This is a genomic window from Sphingomonas sp. BL2 (assembly GCF_056680015.1).
In genome coordinates this window covers 1,977,760-1,995,000 of record NZ_CM155261.1, presented here as the reverse complement: position 1 = coordinate 1,995,000, position 17,241 = coordinate 1,977,760, and the positions used below count along the sequence as shown (strand labels likewise).

At 64.4% G+C, this 17,241-nt stretch carries 15 protein-coding genes (1 of these 15 only partly in view); 3 read left to right on the top strand and 12 right to left on the bottom strand.

The window, feature by feature from the left end:
* The 9 genes from bamA to rpsB form a co-directional block, all read right to left on the bottom strand.
* Positions 1 to 2,716, bottom strand: the 5' portion of a protein-coding gene (gene bamA / locus AC1ME3_RS09245; protein WP_480955800.1) for an outer membrane protein assembly factor BamA. 62 nt of this gene lie to the left of the window's left edge; only the first 2,716 of its 2,778 coding nucleotides appear in the window; its start codon is at positions 2,714 to 2,716; the stop codon falls past the left edge of the window.
* A gap of 53 nt (positions 2,717 to 2,769) precedes the next feature.
* A complete protein-coding gene (gene rseP, locus AC1ME3_RS09240; protein WP_480955726.1) occupies positions 2,770 to 3,903 on the bottom strand; it encodes an RIP metalloprotease RseP in 1,134 nt (377 codons plus the stop codon).
* Positions 3,900 to 5,057 (bottom strand): 1-deoxy-D-xylulose-5-phosphate reductoisomerase, encoded by a 1,158-nt coding sequence (locus AC1ME3_RS09235; protein ID WP_480955725.1) that lies wholly within the window; start codon positions 5,055 to 5,057, stop codon positions 3,900 to 3,902. The genes rseP and AC1ME3_RS09235 overlap by 4 nt, the downstream gene beginning before the upstream one ends.
* Positions 5,054 to 5,809, bottom strand: a complete 756-nt coding sequence (locus tag AC1ME3_RS09230; protein WP_480955799.1) for a phosphatidate cytidylyltransferase — start codon at positions 5,807 to 5,809, stop codon at positions 5,054 to 5,056. Before AC1ME3_RS09230 ends, AC1ME3_RS09235 begins: the two co-directional genes overlap by 4 nt.
* A gap of 65 nt (positions 5,810 to 5,874) precedes the next feature.
* Complete coding sequence (locus AC1ME3_RS09225; protein ID WP_480955724.1) at positions 5,875 to 6,594, bottom strand: isoprenyl transferase; 720 nt, start codon at positions 6,592 to 6,594, stop codon at positions 5,875 to 5,877.
* A gap of 41 nt (positions 6,595 to 6,635) precedes the next feature.
* Positions 6,636 to 7,193, bottom strand: coding sequence for a ribosome recycling factor (gene frr, locus AC1ME3_RS09220; RefSeq protein ID WP_480955723.1), 558 nt, complete (start codon positions 7,191 to 7,193; stop codon positions 6,636 to 6,638).
* 1 nt (position 7,194) lies between these two features.
* The gene (gene pyrH / locus AC1ME3_RS09215; RefSeq protein ID WP_056066004.1) at positions 7,195 to 7,923 is read right to left on the bottom strand and encodes a UMP kinase; all 729 of its coding nucleotides are present in this window, start codon (positions 7,921 to 7,923) and stop codon (positions 7,195 to 7,197) included.
* 410 nt (positions 7,924 to 8,333) lie between these two features.
* On the bottom strand, positions 8,334 to 9,266 hold the full coding sequence (gene tsf / locus AC1ME3_RS09210; protein WP_056055945.1) for a translation elongation factor Ts: 933 nt from the start codon (positions 9,264 to 9,266) through the stop codon (positions 8,334 to 8,336).
* 89 nt (positions 9,267 to 9,355) lie between these two features.
* Positions 9,356 to 10,210: a 30S ribosomal protein S2 gene (gene rpsB / locus AC1ME3_RS09205; protein WP_480955722.1), complete on the bottom strand. Its 855-nt coding sequence runs from the start codon at positions 10,208 to 10,210 to the stop codon at positions 9,356 to 9,358.
* Between the two features lie 325 nt (positions 10,211 to 10,535).
* Between rpsB and AC1ME3_RS09200 the strand changes: the two genes are divergently transcribed.
* Positions 10,536 to 10,769, top strand: coding sequence for a hypothetical protein (locus tag AC1ME3_RS09200; protein ID WP_056489532.1), 234 nt, complete (start codon positions 10,536 to 10,538; stop codon positions 10,767 to 10,769).
* Here AC1ME3_RS09200 and AC1ME3_RS09195 read toward each other — a convergent pair.
* Positions 10,708 to 11,565 (bottom strand): CDP-alcohol phosphatidyltransferase family protein, encoded by an 858-nt coding sequence (locus AC1ME3_RS09195; protein WP_480955721.1) that lies wholly within the window; start codon positions 11,563 to 11,565, stop codon positions 10,708 to 10,710. The two genes, AC1ME3_RS09200 and AC1ME3_RS09195, sit on opposite strands and share 62 nt — an antisense overlap.
* Positions 11,565 to 12,293, bottom strand: a complete 729-nt coding sequence (locus AC1ME3_RS09190; protein ID WP_480955720.1) for a phosphatidylserine decarboxylase — start codon at positions 12,291 to 12,293, stop codon at positions 11,565 to 11,567. The genes AC1ME3_RS09195 and AC1ME3_RS09190 overlap by 1 nt, the downstream gene beginning before the upstream one ends.
* A gap of 132 nt (positions 12,294 to 12,425) precedes the next feature.
* Between AC1ME3_RS09190 and AC1ME3_RS09185 the strand changes: the two genes are divergently transcribed.
* Positions 12,426 to 13,646: an NADP-dependent isocitrate dehydrogenase gene (locus tag AC1ME3_RS09185; RefSeq protein WP_121886639.1), complete on the top strand. Its 1,221-nt coding sequence runs from the start codon at positions 12,426 to 12,428 to the stop codon at positions 13,644 to 13,646.
* Between the two features lie 160 nt (positions 13,647 to 13,806).
* The gene (locus AC1ME3_RS09180; RefSeq protein ID WP_480955719.1) at positions 13,807 to 15,585 is read left to right on the top strand and encodes a cation:proton antiporter domain-containing protein; all 1,779 of its coding nucleotides are present in this window, start codon (positions 13,807 to 13,809) and stop codon (positions 15,583 to 15,585) included.
* Positions 15,586 to 15,637: 52 nt separating this feature from the next.
* Here AC1ME3_RS09180 and AC1ME3_RS09175 read toward each other — a convergent pair whose 3' ends face one another.
* Positions 15,638 to 17,230: a long-chain fatty acid--CoA ligase gene (locus AC1ME3_RS09175; RefSeq protein ID WP_480955718.1), complete on the bottom strand. Its 1,593-nt coding sequence runs from the start codon at positions 17,228 to 17,230 to the stop codon at positions 15,638 to 15,640.
* Between the last annotated feature and the right edge of the window lie 11 nt (positions 17,231 to 17,241).

Here is a 17,241-nt window from a genome sequence, read left to right as displayed (position 1 = left end):
AGGCCTTGGCGAGATCGATACGGAGCGGGCCGAACGGCGAGTTCCAGTTCACGCCGATGCCGACGGAGAGGCGTGGCTTCGCCGAATTACCGAGAAACTGCTCGTTATACGGCCCATAAGAGGACGCATAGAGCGTGTTCGTCGATGTCCCTGCGCATCCGACGCCAAAGCCCGTCGGACAGGTGGTGATCGCCCCAGCGTTCGGATCCGTACCCGTCGTCGGCGTCGGCACGACATATTGCGTTTCGCCCGCCGCGTTCTTGATCGGCGTCAAAAGAGGCAGAATCGTACCATCGGCTGCCACCGGATACGAGCCCGGCTGACCGAGCGCCGGTACCGTAAGCCGCGGCTTCGTGATGCTGAACAACGACCCCGCCTGGACATAGATCGAGGGGCGCAAACCGAGTTCGCGCGCGCCAGAACCCAGTGGAATCTCCATCTCGATGCGACCGAGATAATAGGCGTTGCCGCCGAGCGCGTCATCGATGAACTGATTGCGATCGGTGACCAGCACCTGCTTGCCAGAGGCGTCCGTCGTATACGGGGTTCGCAGTACGCGAGGGCCAACGCCACGGATGTCGAAGCCACGGAACTGCGGCTCACCAAGGTAGAAACGGTCGGTGATGCGGACCTTGTCGATACCCTCGCCCCGGCTCCCTTCCAGCGACTTGATGTAGCCACCTTCGCCGATAGCCGACAGGACGAAGCCGCTGCCGACATTATAGTATTTGGCACCCTCTGCACGAGTACGGATATACTTCACGTCGCCGCCAAGCCCGGCGAAATCCTGGCTGAACGAGAACCGCGAGCCAGCTGTCGGACGAAGACGACTGTTCAGCGTATCATAGCTAAGCGAATAGCCAACCGACGATGTCCAACGATTGCCGATCGCTTCGCAGAGATAGCGGCCGGCCTTGAGGATGTCGCACTGGCCGTTAGTAAAATATGTCGATTCGCTGAGCCCAACCTCATCGTACGAAAGGCCATAGCGCGCTGACAGCGACCAGAATTCGGTCAGCGGCACACCGGCACGAAGCTGGAACCCAGTCGAGACCTGCGAATACGTCGTCTGGCGGTCGTTACCGATATAGTTGAACGAGTTGTAATCGCGGCGGAAGATGTCACCGCCGACTGCAATGTTCTTGTCGAACAAATACGGCTCGGTGAAGCCCAGCTCGATCGACTTCGAATAGCTCGAATAGTTGACGCCAGCGCGCAGTTCCTGGCCCTTGCCGCGGAAGTTGCGCTGCGTGATGTTCGCCTGGATGATGAAGCGCTCAAGGCTCGAATAGCCCGCCGAAAGCTGCAGCTCGCCGGTCGACTTCTCTTCGAGGTTGGTCTCCAGGATGACGCGATCAGGTGCCGAACCCGGCAACTGCTTGATCTCCATCTTGTCCTGGAAATACCCCAGCGAGTTGATGCGATCCTGCGAGCGCTTCACCTGGAAGCTGTTGAACGCGTCGCCCTCCGCCAGGCGGATCTCGCGACGCACGACCTTGTCCTGCGTCTGCGTGTTGCCGTTGATCTCGATCCGCTCGACATAGGTACGCTTGGCTTCGGCGATGTTGAAATTAATCCCCATCGTCAGCGTTTCGGCGTCCTTCTGGAACTCCGGGTTCACCTCGGTGAACGCATAGCCGAACAGACCCGCGGTCTGGCTGAGATTGTCGACCGAATCCTCGACCAGTTTCGCGTTGTACCAATCGCCCTTCTTGAGCGGCAGCGAGGCGGCGAGCTTGGTGTTGTCGAAGTCGCGGATCTGGCTGTCGACGGTAACGTCGCCGAACTTGTAGCGCTTGCCCTCCTCCACCACGTACGTGATGATGAAGTCCTTCTTGTCCGGCGTCAGCTCGGCAACCGCCGAGGTCACGCGGAAATCGGCATAGCCCTGTGTCAGGTAGAACTGGCGAAGCTTCTGCTGATCGTAGGACAGGCGATCCTGATCGTAGCTGGTCGCCGACGAGAGCAGACGGAACAGACGCGACTGCTTGGTCGCCATCTGACCGCGAATCTGGTCGTCGGAAAACACCTCGTTGCCGAGGATGTTGATCTGGCGGACCTTCGACTTCGGCCCTTCGCTGATCTCGAACACCACATCGACGCGGTTCTGGTCGAGATTGACCATCTTCGGATCGATCACCGCGGCGAAGCGGCCCTGGCGGCGATACAGCTCGATGATCCGCGCGATATCCTGGCGGACCGCGGTACGCGTAAAGATCTGGCGTGGCGCGAGCTTGATCTCCTTGGTGATCTTGTCGCTCTTGAGCGCCTTGTTGCCCTCGATGATCACGCGGTTGATGATCGGGTTCTCGCGCACGCGGAGAACGATGTTGCCGTCCTCGACACCTGCGATCGAGTAATCCGCGAACAGGTCGCTGGCCTGGAGATCCTTCAGCGCCTGATCGAGCGTTTCGGCGGTGTAGGGGATGCCGACGCGCAGCTTGGTATAGCTGAGCACCGTCTCGCCCTCGATGCGCTGCGATCCCTCGACGCGCAAAGTCTTTATCGTCCGCACGGATACCGGCGCACCGACGGGCGTTACTACAGGCGGAGCGACTCGCGTCGCACCGTTCCGCGTCGCCGTTCCGGCGGGCGCGGTAGAAGGCGAGGCGGCGGGTGCCGTCTGCGCAAAGGCGGGAACGCCCGACAGGATCGTTCCTGCAAGCAGCAGGGCGCCCTTACGCGCGAAATCGTAACCGTTGATCGCTGTCACCAAACCCACCTTAAAAACGTGCACATACAAGGCGCGCCCGCCCTGCCCTATCGTCGTCAGCCGATCAAGCCGGCCAAGTTCTTCCAGAGCCCGAAATTGCCGAGATCGTTAAAGGTCACGAGCAACATCAGCGCGAGGATCGCCGCAAGACCGCCACGAAACGCCCATTCCTGAACCTGCGGCTCGACCGGGCGCCTGCGCACCGTTTCGATCGCATAGAAGAACAAATGGCCTCCATCGAGCATGGGCACTGGCAGCAGGTTGATGAACCCCAGATTGATCGACACCAGCGCAATCAGGAAGACATAGGCGTCGAGGCCCAGCGACATCTGCTCGCCCGACACCTTGGCGATGCTGAGCGGCCCGCCGAGCTCCTTCACCGAACGGCGTCCGGTAATGACCTGACCAAGAGTCTCGACCATCATCGACACGATCTCGCCGGTGCGCTTCACCGCGATCACCGGCGCTTCGATCAGGCTGACGGGGACGATGACCGGCTTGCTGCCGGCGATGCCGAGGCGGCCGATTCGATATTCGTTGCCGAAGCGGTCGCGCTGGAGTTCGGTACCGATGACGATGTCGCGCGAGACCATCTGGCCACCACGCTGGGCGTCGATCCGCGTGCTTTCGCCGGCGCGGATGCGGGCATAGCGAGCTAGGTCGTCAAACGTCTCGACCGAGCGTCCGCCGATCGCGGTAATCCGGTCGCCGATCTGCAGGCCCGCCGCTGCAGCGGCGCTGCCGGGGACCGTGCCCCCAACGATCGGCGGCATGCGGATGTCACCGTAGGCGAACGCGAAGCCGGCAAGGATCAGGATCGCAACGACGAAGTTCACCACCGGGCCGGCTGCGACGACGATCGCGCGCTGCCATACCGGCTTCGATTGGAACGTACGCTGGCGTTCTTCGGCGGGGAGCGACAGCCACTCGGCGGAGGGCTGGCTGGCCGGGTTCATGTCGCCAGCGAACTTCACGTAACCGCCGAGCGGCAGCCACCCAAACTTCCACCGCGTGCCGCGCTTGTCGGTGAAGCCTGCGATCTCGTGGCCGAAGCCGATCGCGAAGGCGTCCGCCTTGATCCCGAAAAAACGCCCAGCGAGGTAATGTCCCATCTCGTGCACGAACACGAGGGGGCCGATCACCGCGGCGAACGACAATATGGTCAGCAGGACACCGGGTGTTTCGATCAAACCGCGTAATCCTTCACACGCTCGCCCGCCAAGATCCGCGCCTCGGCATCGATCGCCAGTACGGCATCGACGCTGTCCGGCGCGGCCGGGTCATAACACGATAACGTATGTTCGACGATTGCGGCAATTTCGAGGAAGCCGATGCGCCGCTGCAGGAATGCCTCGACCGCTACCTCATTGGCTGCGTTGAGAATTGCCGGCCGAGCGCCGCCTGCGTCGAGCGCCTCGCGAGCGAGCCGCAACGCGGGGAAGCGCACCGGATCGGGTGCCTCGAAGTCGAGTCGGCCGATGGCGACTAGGTCGAGCGGCGCCATCGGCGTAGCCATCCGGTCCGGCCAGGCGAGCGTATGCGCGATCGGCGTCCGCATGTCGGGAGGCCCGAGCTGCGCCAGCACCGACCCGTCGACATGATCGACGAGGCTGTGGATCACCGACTGCGGATGGATGACGATCTCGATCCGGTCGTGCGGAATCGGGAACAGCCGCGCGGCCTCGATCAGCTCGAGGCCCTTGTTCATGCAGGTCGCCGAATCGACCGAGATCTTCGCGCCCATCGACCAGTTGGGATGCTTCACCGCCTGTTCCAGCGTGACGCCGCGCATCTGCTCGGTGGTCCAGTCGCGAAACGGTCCGCCGCTGCACGTGAGGATGATCCGGCGGACACGTTCAGGGCGAGTCGCGTCGAAGCACTGGAAGATCGCGTTGTGCTCGGAGTCGGCGGGCAACAGCGTCGCGCCGGTCCGCTTGGCTGCGGCGAGGATTACATCGCCGGCGGAGACCAGCGGCTCCTTGTTGGCGATCACGACAGTACCGCCCTGCTCGATCGCCGCCATCACCGGCTTCAGCCCAGCACAGCCGACGATCGCGCCCATCGTCCAGTCGGCGCCCGAAGACGCCGCCTCTGCGATCGCGTCGGCACCACCGCCCGCGCGAATCCCTGTTCCGGCCAGCGCCTCACGAAGTTCGGGAAGACACCCCTCATCGGCAACGACAGCAAACTCTGCGTTGGTGCGGATCGCGGCCGCAGCGAGCTTCGCCACGTCGCAGTTGGCTGTCAGCGCGACGACGCGAAACCGGTCGGGCTCTCGCTCGATCAAGTCGAGCGTCGAGGTCCCGACCGAGCCGGTCGCGCCCAGGATCGTGACGCTCTTCATGCGTAGAAGTGCGGCAACAGGACGAGGAAGGCCGCGAACGGCGCGACCGGGACCAGTCCGTCGAGGCGATCCATCACGCCGCCATGCCCCGGCAGGATATTCCCACTGTCCTTCACCCCCGCGACGCGCTTCAACCAACTCTCGTAGAGATCGCCCATCTGCGCGAGCACGGCGAGCACCGGGGTCGCCAGCGTCATCCGCAGCGGCAGGCCGTATTGCATGTGGAGCACCGCGGCGACCGCACTCGCCAGCACGACACCACCGATCAGCCCCGACCATGTCTTGTTCGGACTGATCACCGGCGCCAGCTTCGGCCCGCCCAAGGTCCGCCCGGTAAAGAACGCGCCGATATCGCACGCCCACACCAGCGACAGCGCCCACAGCGTGAAGAGGATGCCCTCGTCCTGTCGCCGAATGATCATCAGCGCGAACACGGGGAGACCGCAATAAATGATGCCCAGCGCTAGCTTGGGTTTGCGCGTCGTGATGACGACGAAGAACGCCGCCCCCACGAGCAGCCCCAGCGTGAAGAAATCATGGATGACGAGGATCAGCGACGCGGGGGCCATCAGCGCAAGCGGCACCGAAAGCGCGAACTGCGTCATCCGCTTGGTCTTGGCGTCGGCCCCCTGGAGCATCGACCATTCCGCCATCATGAACAGCGCGGCCACCACGCCCAGCACCCAGAACGCGATCCCGCCGAGCGTCAGCGCAAGGCTCGCCACCGCGATCATGCCGACGCTGGCGATCATCCTGAGCTGGAGATTGGACGGCGTGCGCAACGCCTGATCGGGCGCCTTTTCAGGGTCGGTAAGGTTCACAGACCACCGTAGCGGCGCTGGCGCTGACCAAACGCCGCAACCGCATCGGCGAGCGCGGCCGCATCGAAGTCGGGCCAGAGCGTGTCGACGAACAGCAATTCCGCATACGCCGCCTGCCACAACAGGAAGTTCGACAAGCGCTGCTCGCCCGACGTCCGGATCATCAGATCCAGCGGCGGCAGGTCGTGCGTGTCGAGCTCCGCTTCGATCGTCGCCTCGTCGATGCTTGCAGGATCGAGTGCACCATCGCGCGCGCGTTCCGCCAGTCGCCGTGCGGCGGTCACCAACTCGGCATGCGCGCCATAATTCAGTGCGATCGCGAGGATCGGACCACTATTCCCCGCAGTCCGCGCTATGGCGTCATCGACCATCGCCACCAGATCGGGCGAAAAGCTGTGGTAATCCCCGATCACGCGCAGCCGAACATTCTCGCGCGCGAGTTCGTCGAGGTCGCTGCGGATGAAATGCCGCAGCAAACCCATCAGATCGCTGACCTCCTCGGCCGGGCGCCGCCAGTTCTCGGACGAGAACGCGTACAGCGTCAGCGCCTCGATCCCCATCGCGCGCGCGGCGCGCGTCACCTTGCGCACCGCCTCGACGCCGGCCTTGTGCCCGGCGAAGCGCGGCAGGAACCGCTTCTTCGCCCAGCGGCCATTGCCGTCCATGATGATCGCGACATGACGCGGCACCGCCCCGCCTGCAGGAACGGCGCCCACAGGAACAGCAGCGAGCGGCGCGGCCGAGGAGGCCTGCAATCTCACTTGCCCAGGATTTCCTTTTCCTTGGCGGTCGCAGTCGAATCGAGTTCGGCGATGATGCCGTCGGTCAGCTTCTGCACTTCGGTCTCGTGACGCTTGCGCTCGTCCTCGCTGAACACGCCCTTCTTCTCGTCGACCTTGAGCGAATCCATGCCGTCGCGGCGGACGTTGCGGACCGCGATGCGCGCCTTCTCGGCGTACTGGCCGGCAAGCTTGGCGAGCTCCTTGCGGCGCTCCTCGGTCAGGTCCGGGATAGGCAGGCGCAGCGTCTGACCGTCGACGATCGGGTTGAGCCCCAGGCCGGCCGAGCGGATCGCCTTGTCGGTCGGGCCGACGTTCGACTTGTCCCAGACCTGCACCGACAGCATCCGCGGCTCGGGCGCCGAGACGGTCGCAACCTGGTTCAGCGGCATCGACGACCCATACACCGTCACCATCACCGGATCGAGCAACGCGGTCGACGCGCGCCCCGTGCGCAGGCCGGCGAGATCGCTCTTCAGCGCTTCGACGGCACCCGCCATGCGGCGTTCGAGGTCGGTCTTGTCGTATGCAGCCATCTTAAAGCTCCTGCTCGTTCTGGACGATCGTCGACACGCCATCACCCGCCAACACCGCGGCGAGATTGCCGGGTTCGCGGATGTTGAAGACGACGATCGGGATGTTGTTGTCACGGCACAGCGCGATCGCGCTCGCGTCCATGACCTTGAGATCGTCGGACAGCACGCGGCTGTACGTGACCGTTTCGTAGCGCACTGCGTCCGGGTGCGTCTTCGGGTCGGCGTTATAGACGCCGTCGACCGAAGTGCCCTTGAACAGCGCATCGCACTTCATCTCGGCGGCACGCAGCGCGGCGCCAGAATCGGTGGTGAAATAGGGGCTGCCGACGCCCGCCGCGAAGATCACGACGCGGCCCTTCTCCAGGTGACGCTCGGCGCGACGACGGATGAACGGCTCGCACACCGACGCCATCGGGATCGCCGACTGGACGCGCGTGTCCACGCCGATCTGCTCCAGCGCGTTCTGCACCGCCAGCGCGTTCATCACGGTCGCGAGCATGCCCATGTAATCGCCCGTCGCGCGGTCCATCCCGCGCGCGGCGCCCGCCATGCCGCGGAAGATGTTGCCACCACCGACGACGATGCAGATCTCATAGCCCTTCGCCTTGATGTCCGCGATCTCCTGCGCGACGCGCGCGGTGACGGTCGGATCGATCGAAAGACCCGACGGCCCCATCAGGACTTCGCCCGACAGTTTCAGCAGGATACGGTTGTAGCGCGGAGGCGTCATAAATCTCGAATTGTGATTGGCGGGGCGGCGCGGACCTTAGGCGGCGAGGCCCGGGATGTGAAGCGCTGTGCGGCGCGTGCATCGAAACTCGATGGAGATGAGACGGAAAATCGTCGTTCGCGAAACGCGCAACGGAGAACGATCGTCATTCCCGCGGAGGCGGGAACCCATACTGGCTGGCGTCTTAATGGATCACCGGCGCCGGAGTTTATGGATCCCAGCCTACGCGGGGATGACGGAGCACCACCAAGGCTGCCCCGCGATCCTTCTCCCCTCGGGGAGAAGGTGGCCCGGCAGGGCCGGATGAGGGGGCGTGAGGTTCGAGACCTCACCACTCCCCTCACCCTTCCCACGACCAAGTGGCCGCGGGCCCCTTCCCTCTCCCCGGAGGGGCGAGGGAGGAAGTCGGCTTACGCCTGCGGAACGCCCGAAGCGGCAGCAACCTCGGCTGCGAAGTCGGACTGCTCCTTCTCGATGCCTTCGCCGAGCTGGAAGCGGACATAGTCCACCAGCTTGATCTCGGCGCCCGCGTCCTTGCCGGCCTTGGCGACGACGTCGGAGATCTTGGTCTTGCCGTCCATCACGAACAGCTGGCTGACCAGGGCATGCTCCTTGCGGTACTTGGCGATACCGCCCTCGACCATCTTGGCGATGATGTCGGCAGGCTTGCCCGACTCGGCGGCCTTCTCGGTCGCGATGGCGCGCTCGCGCTCGATCTCGGACTCGTCGAGGTCGGCCTCGTTCAGCGCCTTCGGGAAAGCGGCCGCGATGTGCATCGCGAGCTGCTTGCCGAGCGCCTGGAGAACCTCGTCCGAAGCCTCCGACTCGAGCGCGACGAGAACGCCGATCTTGCCCAGGCCAGGGGCGGCCGCGTTGTGGATGTAAGGAACGACCGCACCCTTGCTGACTTCCAGCGTGCGCGAGCGGCGCAGCGACTGGTTCTCGCCGATCGTCGCGACGTTGTTCGTCAGGACTTCCTCGACGGTCTTGCCCGATGGCATCGCCTGCGACTTCAGCGCCTCGATGTCGCCACCCGTTGCGAGCGCGATCTGCGTGACGTCACGGACGAACGACTGGAACTGGTCGTTCTTCGCAACGAAATCGGTCTCCGAATTGACTTCGACCGCTGCACCCTTGGTGCCCGACACGGCGACGCCGACCAGGCCCTCGGCCGCGGTACGGCTGGACTTCTTGGCGGCGGCTGCGAGCCCCTTGGTGCGCAGCCAGTCCATCGCCTGCTCCATGTCGCCGGCGTTCTCGCTCAGCGCCTTCTTGCAATCCATCATGCCCGCGCCGCTCTTCTCGCGCAAATCCTTGACCATCGCTGCCGTGATATCGGCCATGTCTCTAATCCTTTTTAGGTCTGAATATGGTTGCGGGCGAGGCAGAGCTTTCGCCCTACCCCGCCCGCATGACGGTTCGGCGACGACGCTTATGCGTCGATCTGGCGCTCACCCTCGGCTGCGAATTCCGCAGCGGTATCGGCATTCGCGGTTGCCTGTGCCGTGTCAGCCGTAGCTTCGACGGCCGGCTCTGCGCTCAATGCCTCTTCCTTCGGCGGCTCGACCATCGCGCCGATGTCGGCACCGGTGCGGCGCTGCTGCTCCTGGCCGCCGCGCGTCGCTGCGATCGCGATCGCCTCGCAGTACAGGCGGATGGCGCGGGCTGCGTCGTCGTTCGCGGGAACCGGGAAGGCGATGCCGTCCGGCGACACGTTCGAATCGAGGATCGCGACGACGGGAATACCCAGCGTGTTGGCTTCCTTGATCGCCAGCTCTTCCTTGTTCGCGTCGATCACGAACATCACGTCGGGAATGCCGCCCATGTCGCGAATGCCGCCGAGCGAAAGCTCGAGCTTGTCCTTCTCGCGGGTGAGCTGAAGGACTTCCTTCTTGGTCAGGCCGACGGTGTCGCCCGACAGCATTTCCTCAAGCGTCTTGAGCCGCTTGATCGAACCCGAGATGGTCTTCCAGTTGGTGAGCATGCCGCCCAACCAGCGATGGTTGACGAAGTGCTGACCCGAACGACGCGCTGCGTCTGCGACGGGCTCCTGTGCCTGGCGCTTGGTGCCGACGAACAGGACCTTGCCACCACCGGCAACCGCCGACGAGACGAATTCGAGCGCGCGCGCGAACAGCGGCACGGTCTGCGAAAGGTCGAGGATGTGGACGCCGTTACGATCACCGAAGATGTAAGGCTTCATCTTGGGGTTCCACCGATGAGTCTGGTGGCCGAAATGCGCGCCCGTTTCGATGAGCTGCTGCATGGAGACGACTGGAGCCGCCATAGGGATATATCCTTCCGGTTGTGCCTCTGGGAAGCGGATGACGTCGTGGCCGAATGACCGTGACGCACCGGGCTATGATGCCTCCCATGCGGGGTTAGAGGCGCGGCCCTTAGCGTGGCTCTATTCGAAAAGCAATCGCACAAGGCCCGCTTGACTCATGGAACGCAATGAGAACATAAAGGGCTCAGAGGGGAACAGATGTTCGACTCGGCGCGGAATCACCCCGGCAGGACGGGATTCGAAATGCGACGAGTGGAACGATGTTTCTGACCAAGTGTTTGCGGATATTAGGAATTTGTTCGCAACTCATAGGAAGGCGGACGTGATGTTGGTTCTGAGCTTCATGGTTTTTGCTGGTGCATTCGCGGTCGCGGGCATGATGATCGTCTCGTCGATCGCGCCGCAGTGGGACCGTATCGTCCGTCTCGCGATGGGCAACGTCGAACCCGCGTTCCAGCCGCTCCGCACGCTGGCTGTTGCGGAGCGCCGGATTGCGGTCAGGCGCTGGGCTTCGACGTCGGCTCCGGTGCCCGCCCGCCGCTGGAACGCTGCCGCCTGATCTTGGCGTAACTTGCGATGCTGAACGGCATCGAGAGCAGGTACAGTACGCAGATGATGCTGAGCGTATGCCATGGCGCGCTCACGATGGCAGCGCCAAGCAGTACGACAAGCGCAATGGCCTCGAACCGGATGTTGCTGCGGAGTTTCACTGAACTCCACGAGTAAGTCGCGATACTCGACACCATCAGCAGCGCGACGAACGCGACCCAGGGCGCCACGAAATACGGCGACGCAAACCTGGGCTCATCGGTCCAAAACCAGAAGAACATCGGCATCAGCGCGAGCCCCGCGCCGGCTGGAGCCGGCACGCCGGTTAGGAAACCCGCGGACTTATGCGGCTGGTGGCTCTCGTCGATCTTGGCGTTGAAGCGTGCGAGACGCAGCGCGCAGAACACGGCGAGGATCAACGAGCAGATCCAGCCGACGCGCGGCAAAGCCGTCAATGACCAGAGATAGATGATTAGGGCAGGCGCAACGCCGAACGAGATCGCGTCGGACAGCGAATCGAGCTCGGCACCGAACCGGCTTTCGCCGTGCAGCATCCGGGCGATCCGACCGTCCAGGCCGTCGAGCACGCCGGCGACCATGATCATCGCGACGGCACTTTCCCATTGTCCGCCGATCGCGAACCGCACGCCACTCAAGCCTGAACACAGGGCTAGCGCGGTAACGGCGTTGGGAGCGACGGCGCGCAGGGGAAGTCCGCGCGGTGCACGACGCGTGCGACCGAACCGCCCCCGGCCCCGCTCATCGATCGAACCGGTCGAACCGTCGTCGATCCCGTCGCGATCCATCACTGGGCGATACCGCCGACTGGAACGCCACCGACGCGGCCGAGCACGGTCTCACCCGCGATGCTGCGCTGGCCGAGGCAGACCTGCGGCACGACGTGATCAGGCAGGTACACGTCGACTCGGCTACCGAACCGGATCAGGCCGATGCGCTGGCCCACCGCGACCATGTCGCCAGCTTTCACGAAGCCGAGGATGCGGCGCGCGACCAGGCCGGCGATCTGCGTGAAGCCGATCCGCATGCCGTTGCGGTCCTCGACGACAAAATGCTGGCGCTCGTTCTCGTCGCTCGCCTTGTCGAGGTCGGCGTTGAGAAACTTGCCAGAGATATAGACCACTTGGCGGATCGTACCGGCGATCGGCGTGCGATTGATGTGCACGTCGAACACCGACATGAAGATCGACACGCGCACCAGCGGTGCATCGCCGAGACCGTTCTCGCCGGCGAGCTCGCGCGGGATCGGCACGCGCTGGATCATCGTGATCAGCCCGTCTGCGGGGGCGACGATCAGGCCTTCGCCTTGTGGGGTGGTGCGGATCGGATCGCGGAAGAACGTCGCGACCCAGATCACGACGCCGACCATCGGCCAGAACAGCACGTGGCTGATGATCGTCAGCAGCAGGGTGATGCCGGTCGCGATCGCGACGTATTTGTGGCCCTCCGGATGGACTGCGGGAAATCGCCATTTGACCGTGGAGGTCGTGACGGGCGGCTTGTCGAGCGATGCCATAACCTGCGGGTCTATCCGTGCACGACGCGCGATACAACGCTGAACCGGCTTTTCCTTACAGGACCATATGGTTGATCGTGGCGTCGCGGTCCCCTAGACGCTCCCCAAACCCCTCCCCCGAAGGACGCGCACATGGCGAAGATCAAGGTAAAGAATCCGATCGTGGAGATCGACGGCGACGAGATGACGCGGATCATCTGGGAATGGATCCGCGAGCGCCTGATCAAGCCCTATCTGGACATCGAACTCGATTACTACGACCTCGGCGTCGAACACCGCGACGCGACCGACGACCAGGTCACGATCGACAGCGCGCTCGCCACGCAGAAGCACGGCGTCGCGGTGAAGTGCGCGACGATCACGCCCGACGAGCAGCGCGTGACCGAGTTCGGCCTGAAGAAGATGTGGAAGTCGCCGAACGGCACGATCCGCAACATCCTCGGCGGCACCATCTTCCGCGAGCCGATCGTGATCAAGAACGTCCCCCGCCTGATCCCGGGCTGGACGCACCCGATCGTCGTCGGCCGTCACGCATTCGGCGATCAGTATCGCGCGACCGACTATCTGGTCCCCGGCCCGGGCAAGCTGCGCCTCGTCTTCGAAGGCGACGACGGCACGGTCATCGACCGCGAGGTGTTCCAGTTCCCGTCGGCGGGCGTCGCGATGGCGATGTACAACCTTGACGATTCGATCCGCGATTTCGCACGCGCGTCGATGCACTACGGTCTCAACCTGAAGTGGCCGGTATACCTGTCGACGAAGAACACGATCCTGAAGGCCTATGACGGCCGCTTCAAGGACCTCTTCGCCGAGGTGTTCGAGGCCGAGTTCAAGGACAAGTTCAAGGAAGCCGGCATCGTCTACGAGCATCGCCTGATCGACGACATGGTCGCATCGGCGCTGAAGTGGAACGGCGAGTTCGTCTGGGCCTGCAAGAACTATGACGGCGACGTCCAGTCGGACCAGGTCGCACAGGGCTTCGGGTCGCTCGGCCTGATGACCTCGATCCTGCTGACCCCGGACGGCAAGACCGTCGAGGCCGAGGCGGCGCACGGCACCGTCACGCGACACTTCCGCATGCACGAGCAGGGCAAGGCAACCTCGACCAACCCGATTGCATCGATCTTCGCGTGGACCGGTGGCCTGAAGTATCGCGGCAAGTTCGACGATACGCCCGACGTCACGAAGTTCGCCGAGACGCTCGAGCGCGTCTGCGTCCAGACGGTCGAGAACGGCCACATGACCAAGGATCTCGCGATCCTGATCGGGCCAGACCAGCCCTGGATGACGACCGAGCAGTTCTTCGAGCAGGTGCGGTCCAACCTCGAAACCGAAATGGCCAACTGGGCCTGAACTAGCACCCCGCTCCCGGAAACGGGGGCGGGGTTCTCTCTCTTCCGTCATCCTGACGAAATTCAGGATGACGGAAGCGTTAACCGGACGCAAAGCCGTATTCCGCTGCACATGTCACCACGGGTGACAATTCCGTCATGCGTCCCCTAAGGTCGCACGCATGGCATTACGGCTCGACAATCAAGGTTTCAGCGACACGCTCGTCATTCTCGGCGCGGCCGGGCTCGTCATCCCGGCGTTCGCACGGTTCCGGGTCAGCCCGGTCATCGGCTTCATCCTGGTCGGACTGCTGGTCGGCCCCGCGGGGCTAGGCTCGCTGACCGGATCCGCGCCGTGGCTCTATTACCTGACCATATCAAACCCGGAATCGATCGAGCCGTTCGCCGAGTTCGGCATCATCCTGCTGCTGTTCTCGATTGGCCTCGAGCTTTCGTTCAAGCGACTATGGTCGATGAAGCAGCTCGTGTTCGGCACCGGCGCCGCCGAACTGATTGGCTCGGCGCTTATCATCGGCGTCGCGCTTCACTTCATCGGCCAGGAATGGGCCGGCGCGATCGGGCTCGGGTTCGCACTCGCACTCTCGTCCACCGCTCTGGTCCTGCCGCTCGTCGGCACTACCGGCGCGGTCGGGCGTGGTGCGTTCGCGATGCTGTTGTTCGAGGATCTGGCGCTCGTCCCGATCATCTTCGTGCTGGGTGCGCTGGCGCCGACAGCAAGTGCGGACGGCTGGTCGAACATCGCCGGCGTGGCATTGCGCGGCGGGCTGACCGTGGTCGCGATGTATATCGGCGGGCGTGTCGTCCTGCCTCGGCTGTTCGGGCAGGCCGCGCGCACCAAGAGCCCTGAGTTGTTCCTCGCCGCGTCGCTGCTGGTGGTGATCGTCGCGAGCGTCGCGACCACCGCCGCCGGCCTGTCGCCGATCGTCGGCGCGCTGCTGGCGGGGTTGCTGATCGCCGAGACCGAATATCACAGCGAGGTCGAGGTCATCACCGCGCCGTTCAAGGGGCTCGCGCTCGGTGTGTTCCTGATCACCGTCGGCATGAGCCTCGACCTCCGGCTGATCGCGCAGAACTGGCCGTCGCTGCTGCTGGCAGTGACCGGCGTGGTCGCGACCAAGGCCGTCGTCACGTTCCTGTTCCTCCGCGTCGCCAATTCCCGCCGGGGTGTTGCGGCGGAGACCGGACTGCTGATGGGCAGTCCGTCCGAGACGACGCTGATCGTGCTCGCGACGGCTGCACAGGCACAGCTGATCCTGCCGTCGACCGCGTCGTTCTGGCAGACGGTCACCGCGATCGGGCTGACGATCACGCCGCTGCTGGCAAAGCTCGGCCGGACCGTCTCGCGCCAATTGGAGAGCCGATCGGTCGCCGACGCGGGCGATATCGAGATCGACGACGATGGGCCGGGGACGGTCGTGATCGGCTTCGGCCGGGTCGGCCGGATGGTCGCGGACATGCTGGCGGTCCACAGCCAGAAATACGTCGCGGTCGAGGCGGATATCGATTCGGTGGAAGAGGCCCGCATGCTGGGCCACCCGGTATTGTTTGGCGACGTCGCCCGCCCCGAACTGGTCGAACGATTGAAGCTGCATACCGCCAAGGCGTTGATCCTGACGATGGACGACCCGGTGCTGACCGTGCGCCTGGCGCGGCGAGTGCGAGCTTTGGCGCCGGACCTGCCGATCGTCGCGCGCGCGCGCGATACGGCGCATGCGGCCGAACTGTACCGTGCGGGTGTGACCGACGCAGTGCCGGAGACGCTGGAGAGTTCATTGCAGTTGGCAGAGGCAGTGCTGGTCGATCTCGGCGTGGCGATGGGGCCGGTGATCGCCTCGATCCACGAGAAGCGTGACGAGCTTCGGCAGGAGATCAAGGCGGCGGCTGACATGATCGTCGAACCGCGGATCAGGAAAGCCAAGCGGACGCCCCGCGCGGCATAGTATTGCACGAGGCGTCGGCCTGATCCGGCCATAGTCGGCCTAAGCGGATTGATCAGGCAGCGGCTAGCGCGAAATCCTTGAAGCGTTCACGGAGCGCGGTCTTGAGCAGTTTACCCGTGGCGGTGTGCGGCAGGTCGTCGACGAAGACGATCGCGTCGGGTAACCACCATTTGGCGACGTGTTTCGCGAGGTGATCGAGGATTGCGTGCTCGTCGACCGCGCTGCCGGACTTGCGGACTACCAGCAATAATGGGCGCTCGTCCCATTTCGGATGGTGGACGCCGATTGCGGCCGCCTCCGCGACGCCCGGACAGCCAACGGCCGCGTTCTCCAGGTCGACCGAACTGATCCATTCGCCGCCGGACTTGATGACGTCCTTGGAGCGGTCGGTGATCTGCATCGTGCCGTCCGCGTGGAGCATCGCGACGTCGCCGGTGTCGAACCAGCCGTCCGCGTCGACCACGTCCTCGTCGGCGCCGAAATAGCGCTGGACGACCCAGGGGCCCCTAACCTGCAACCGGCCGGCGATCGAGCCGTCGCGGGGGAGGACGACGCCCTCGTCGTCGATGATGCGGAGCTCGATGCCGAACGGCACGCTGCCCTGTTTGCCGACGAGGTCGAGTTTCTCGTCGTGCGTCATGTCGTCCCAGTGCGGCGGGTTGAAGCCCGCGGTGCCGATTGGCGAGGTCTCGGTCATGCCCCAGAGGTGCTTGACCGTGGCGCCCATGCCCATGATCCGCTCGATCATCGCGCGCGGCGCTGCCGAGCCGCCGATCGTTACCTGCTTGAGGTGGCGCGGCGCATCGCCCGAGGCGTCCATGTGGCCGAACATCGCGAGCCAGACGGTCGGCACGCCGGCGGAGTGCGTCACCTTTTCGTCGTTCATCAGGCGGCACAGCACGGCCGGATCGTTGACGGCGGAATAGACGACTTTCGCCCCCGAAAGCGCGCAGGCGAACGGCAGGCCCCAGGCGGCGGCATGGAACATCGGCACGACCGGCAGCACGACCGCGTTGGGCGAGAGATCGAACACCCACGGCGCGACCTCGGCCATCGCGTGGATCAGCGTCGAGCGGTGCGTATAGAGCACGCCCTTCGGATTGCCGGTGGTGCCGCTGGTGTAGCAGAGCATGCAAGGCTCGCGCTCGGGGCCTTCGACCCACGCGTAATCGCCGTCTTCCGCGTCGAGCATCGCCTGGAAACCGTCCGGGCCGAGATCGTCGAAGCAGATATAGTGGCGGACGCTGGTCCACTGCGCGCGAAGGCGATCGACCAGCGGCTGGAACGCCTTGTCGTAGAGCATCACGCGGTCTTCGGCGTGGTTGGCGATGTAGACGAGTTGCTCGTCGAACAGCCGGGGGTTGATCGTGTGGATCACGCCCCCCATCCCGATCGTGCCGTACCAGGCGACGAGGTGGTGCGCGTGGTTCATCGCCAGCGTCGCGACCCGGTCGCCGGGCGCTACGCCGAGCTTTTCGAGCGCCTGGGCGAGTTTGCGGGCGTCACGGGAGATGCCGGCCCAGTTGGTGCGCGTCTCGCGACCGTCGGCCCAGTAGCTGACGAGTTCCCTCGCGCCATGCTCCCGCGCCGCGTGGTCTATCAGGCGGGGAACACGAAGCTCGAAATCCTGCATTCCACCCAGCATTCATGCTCTCC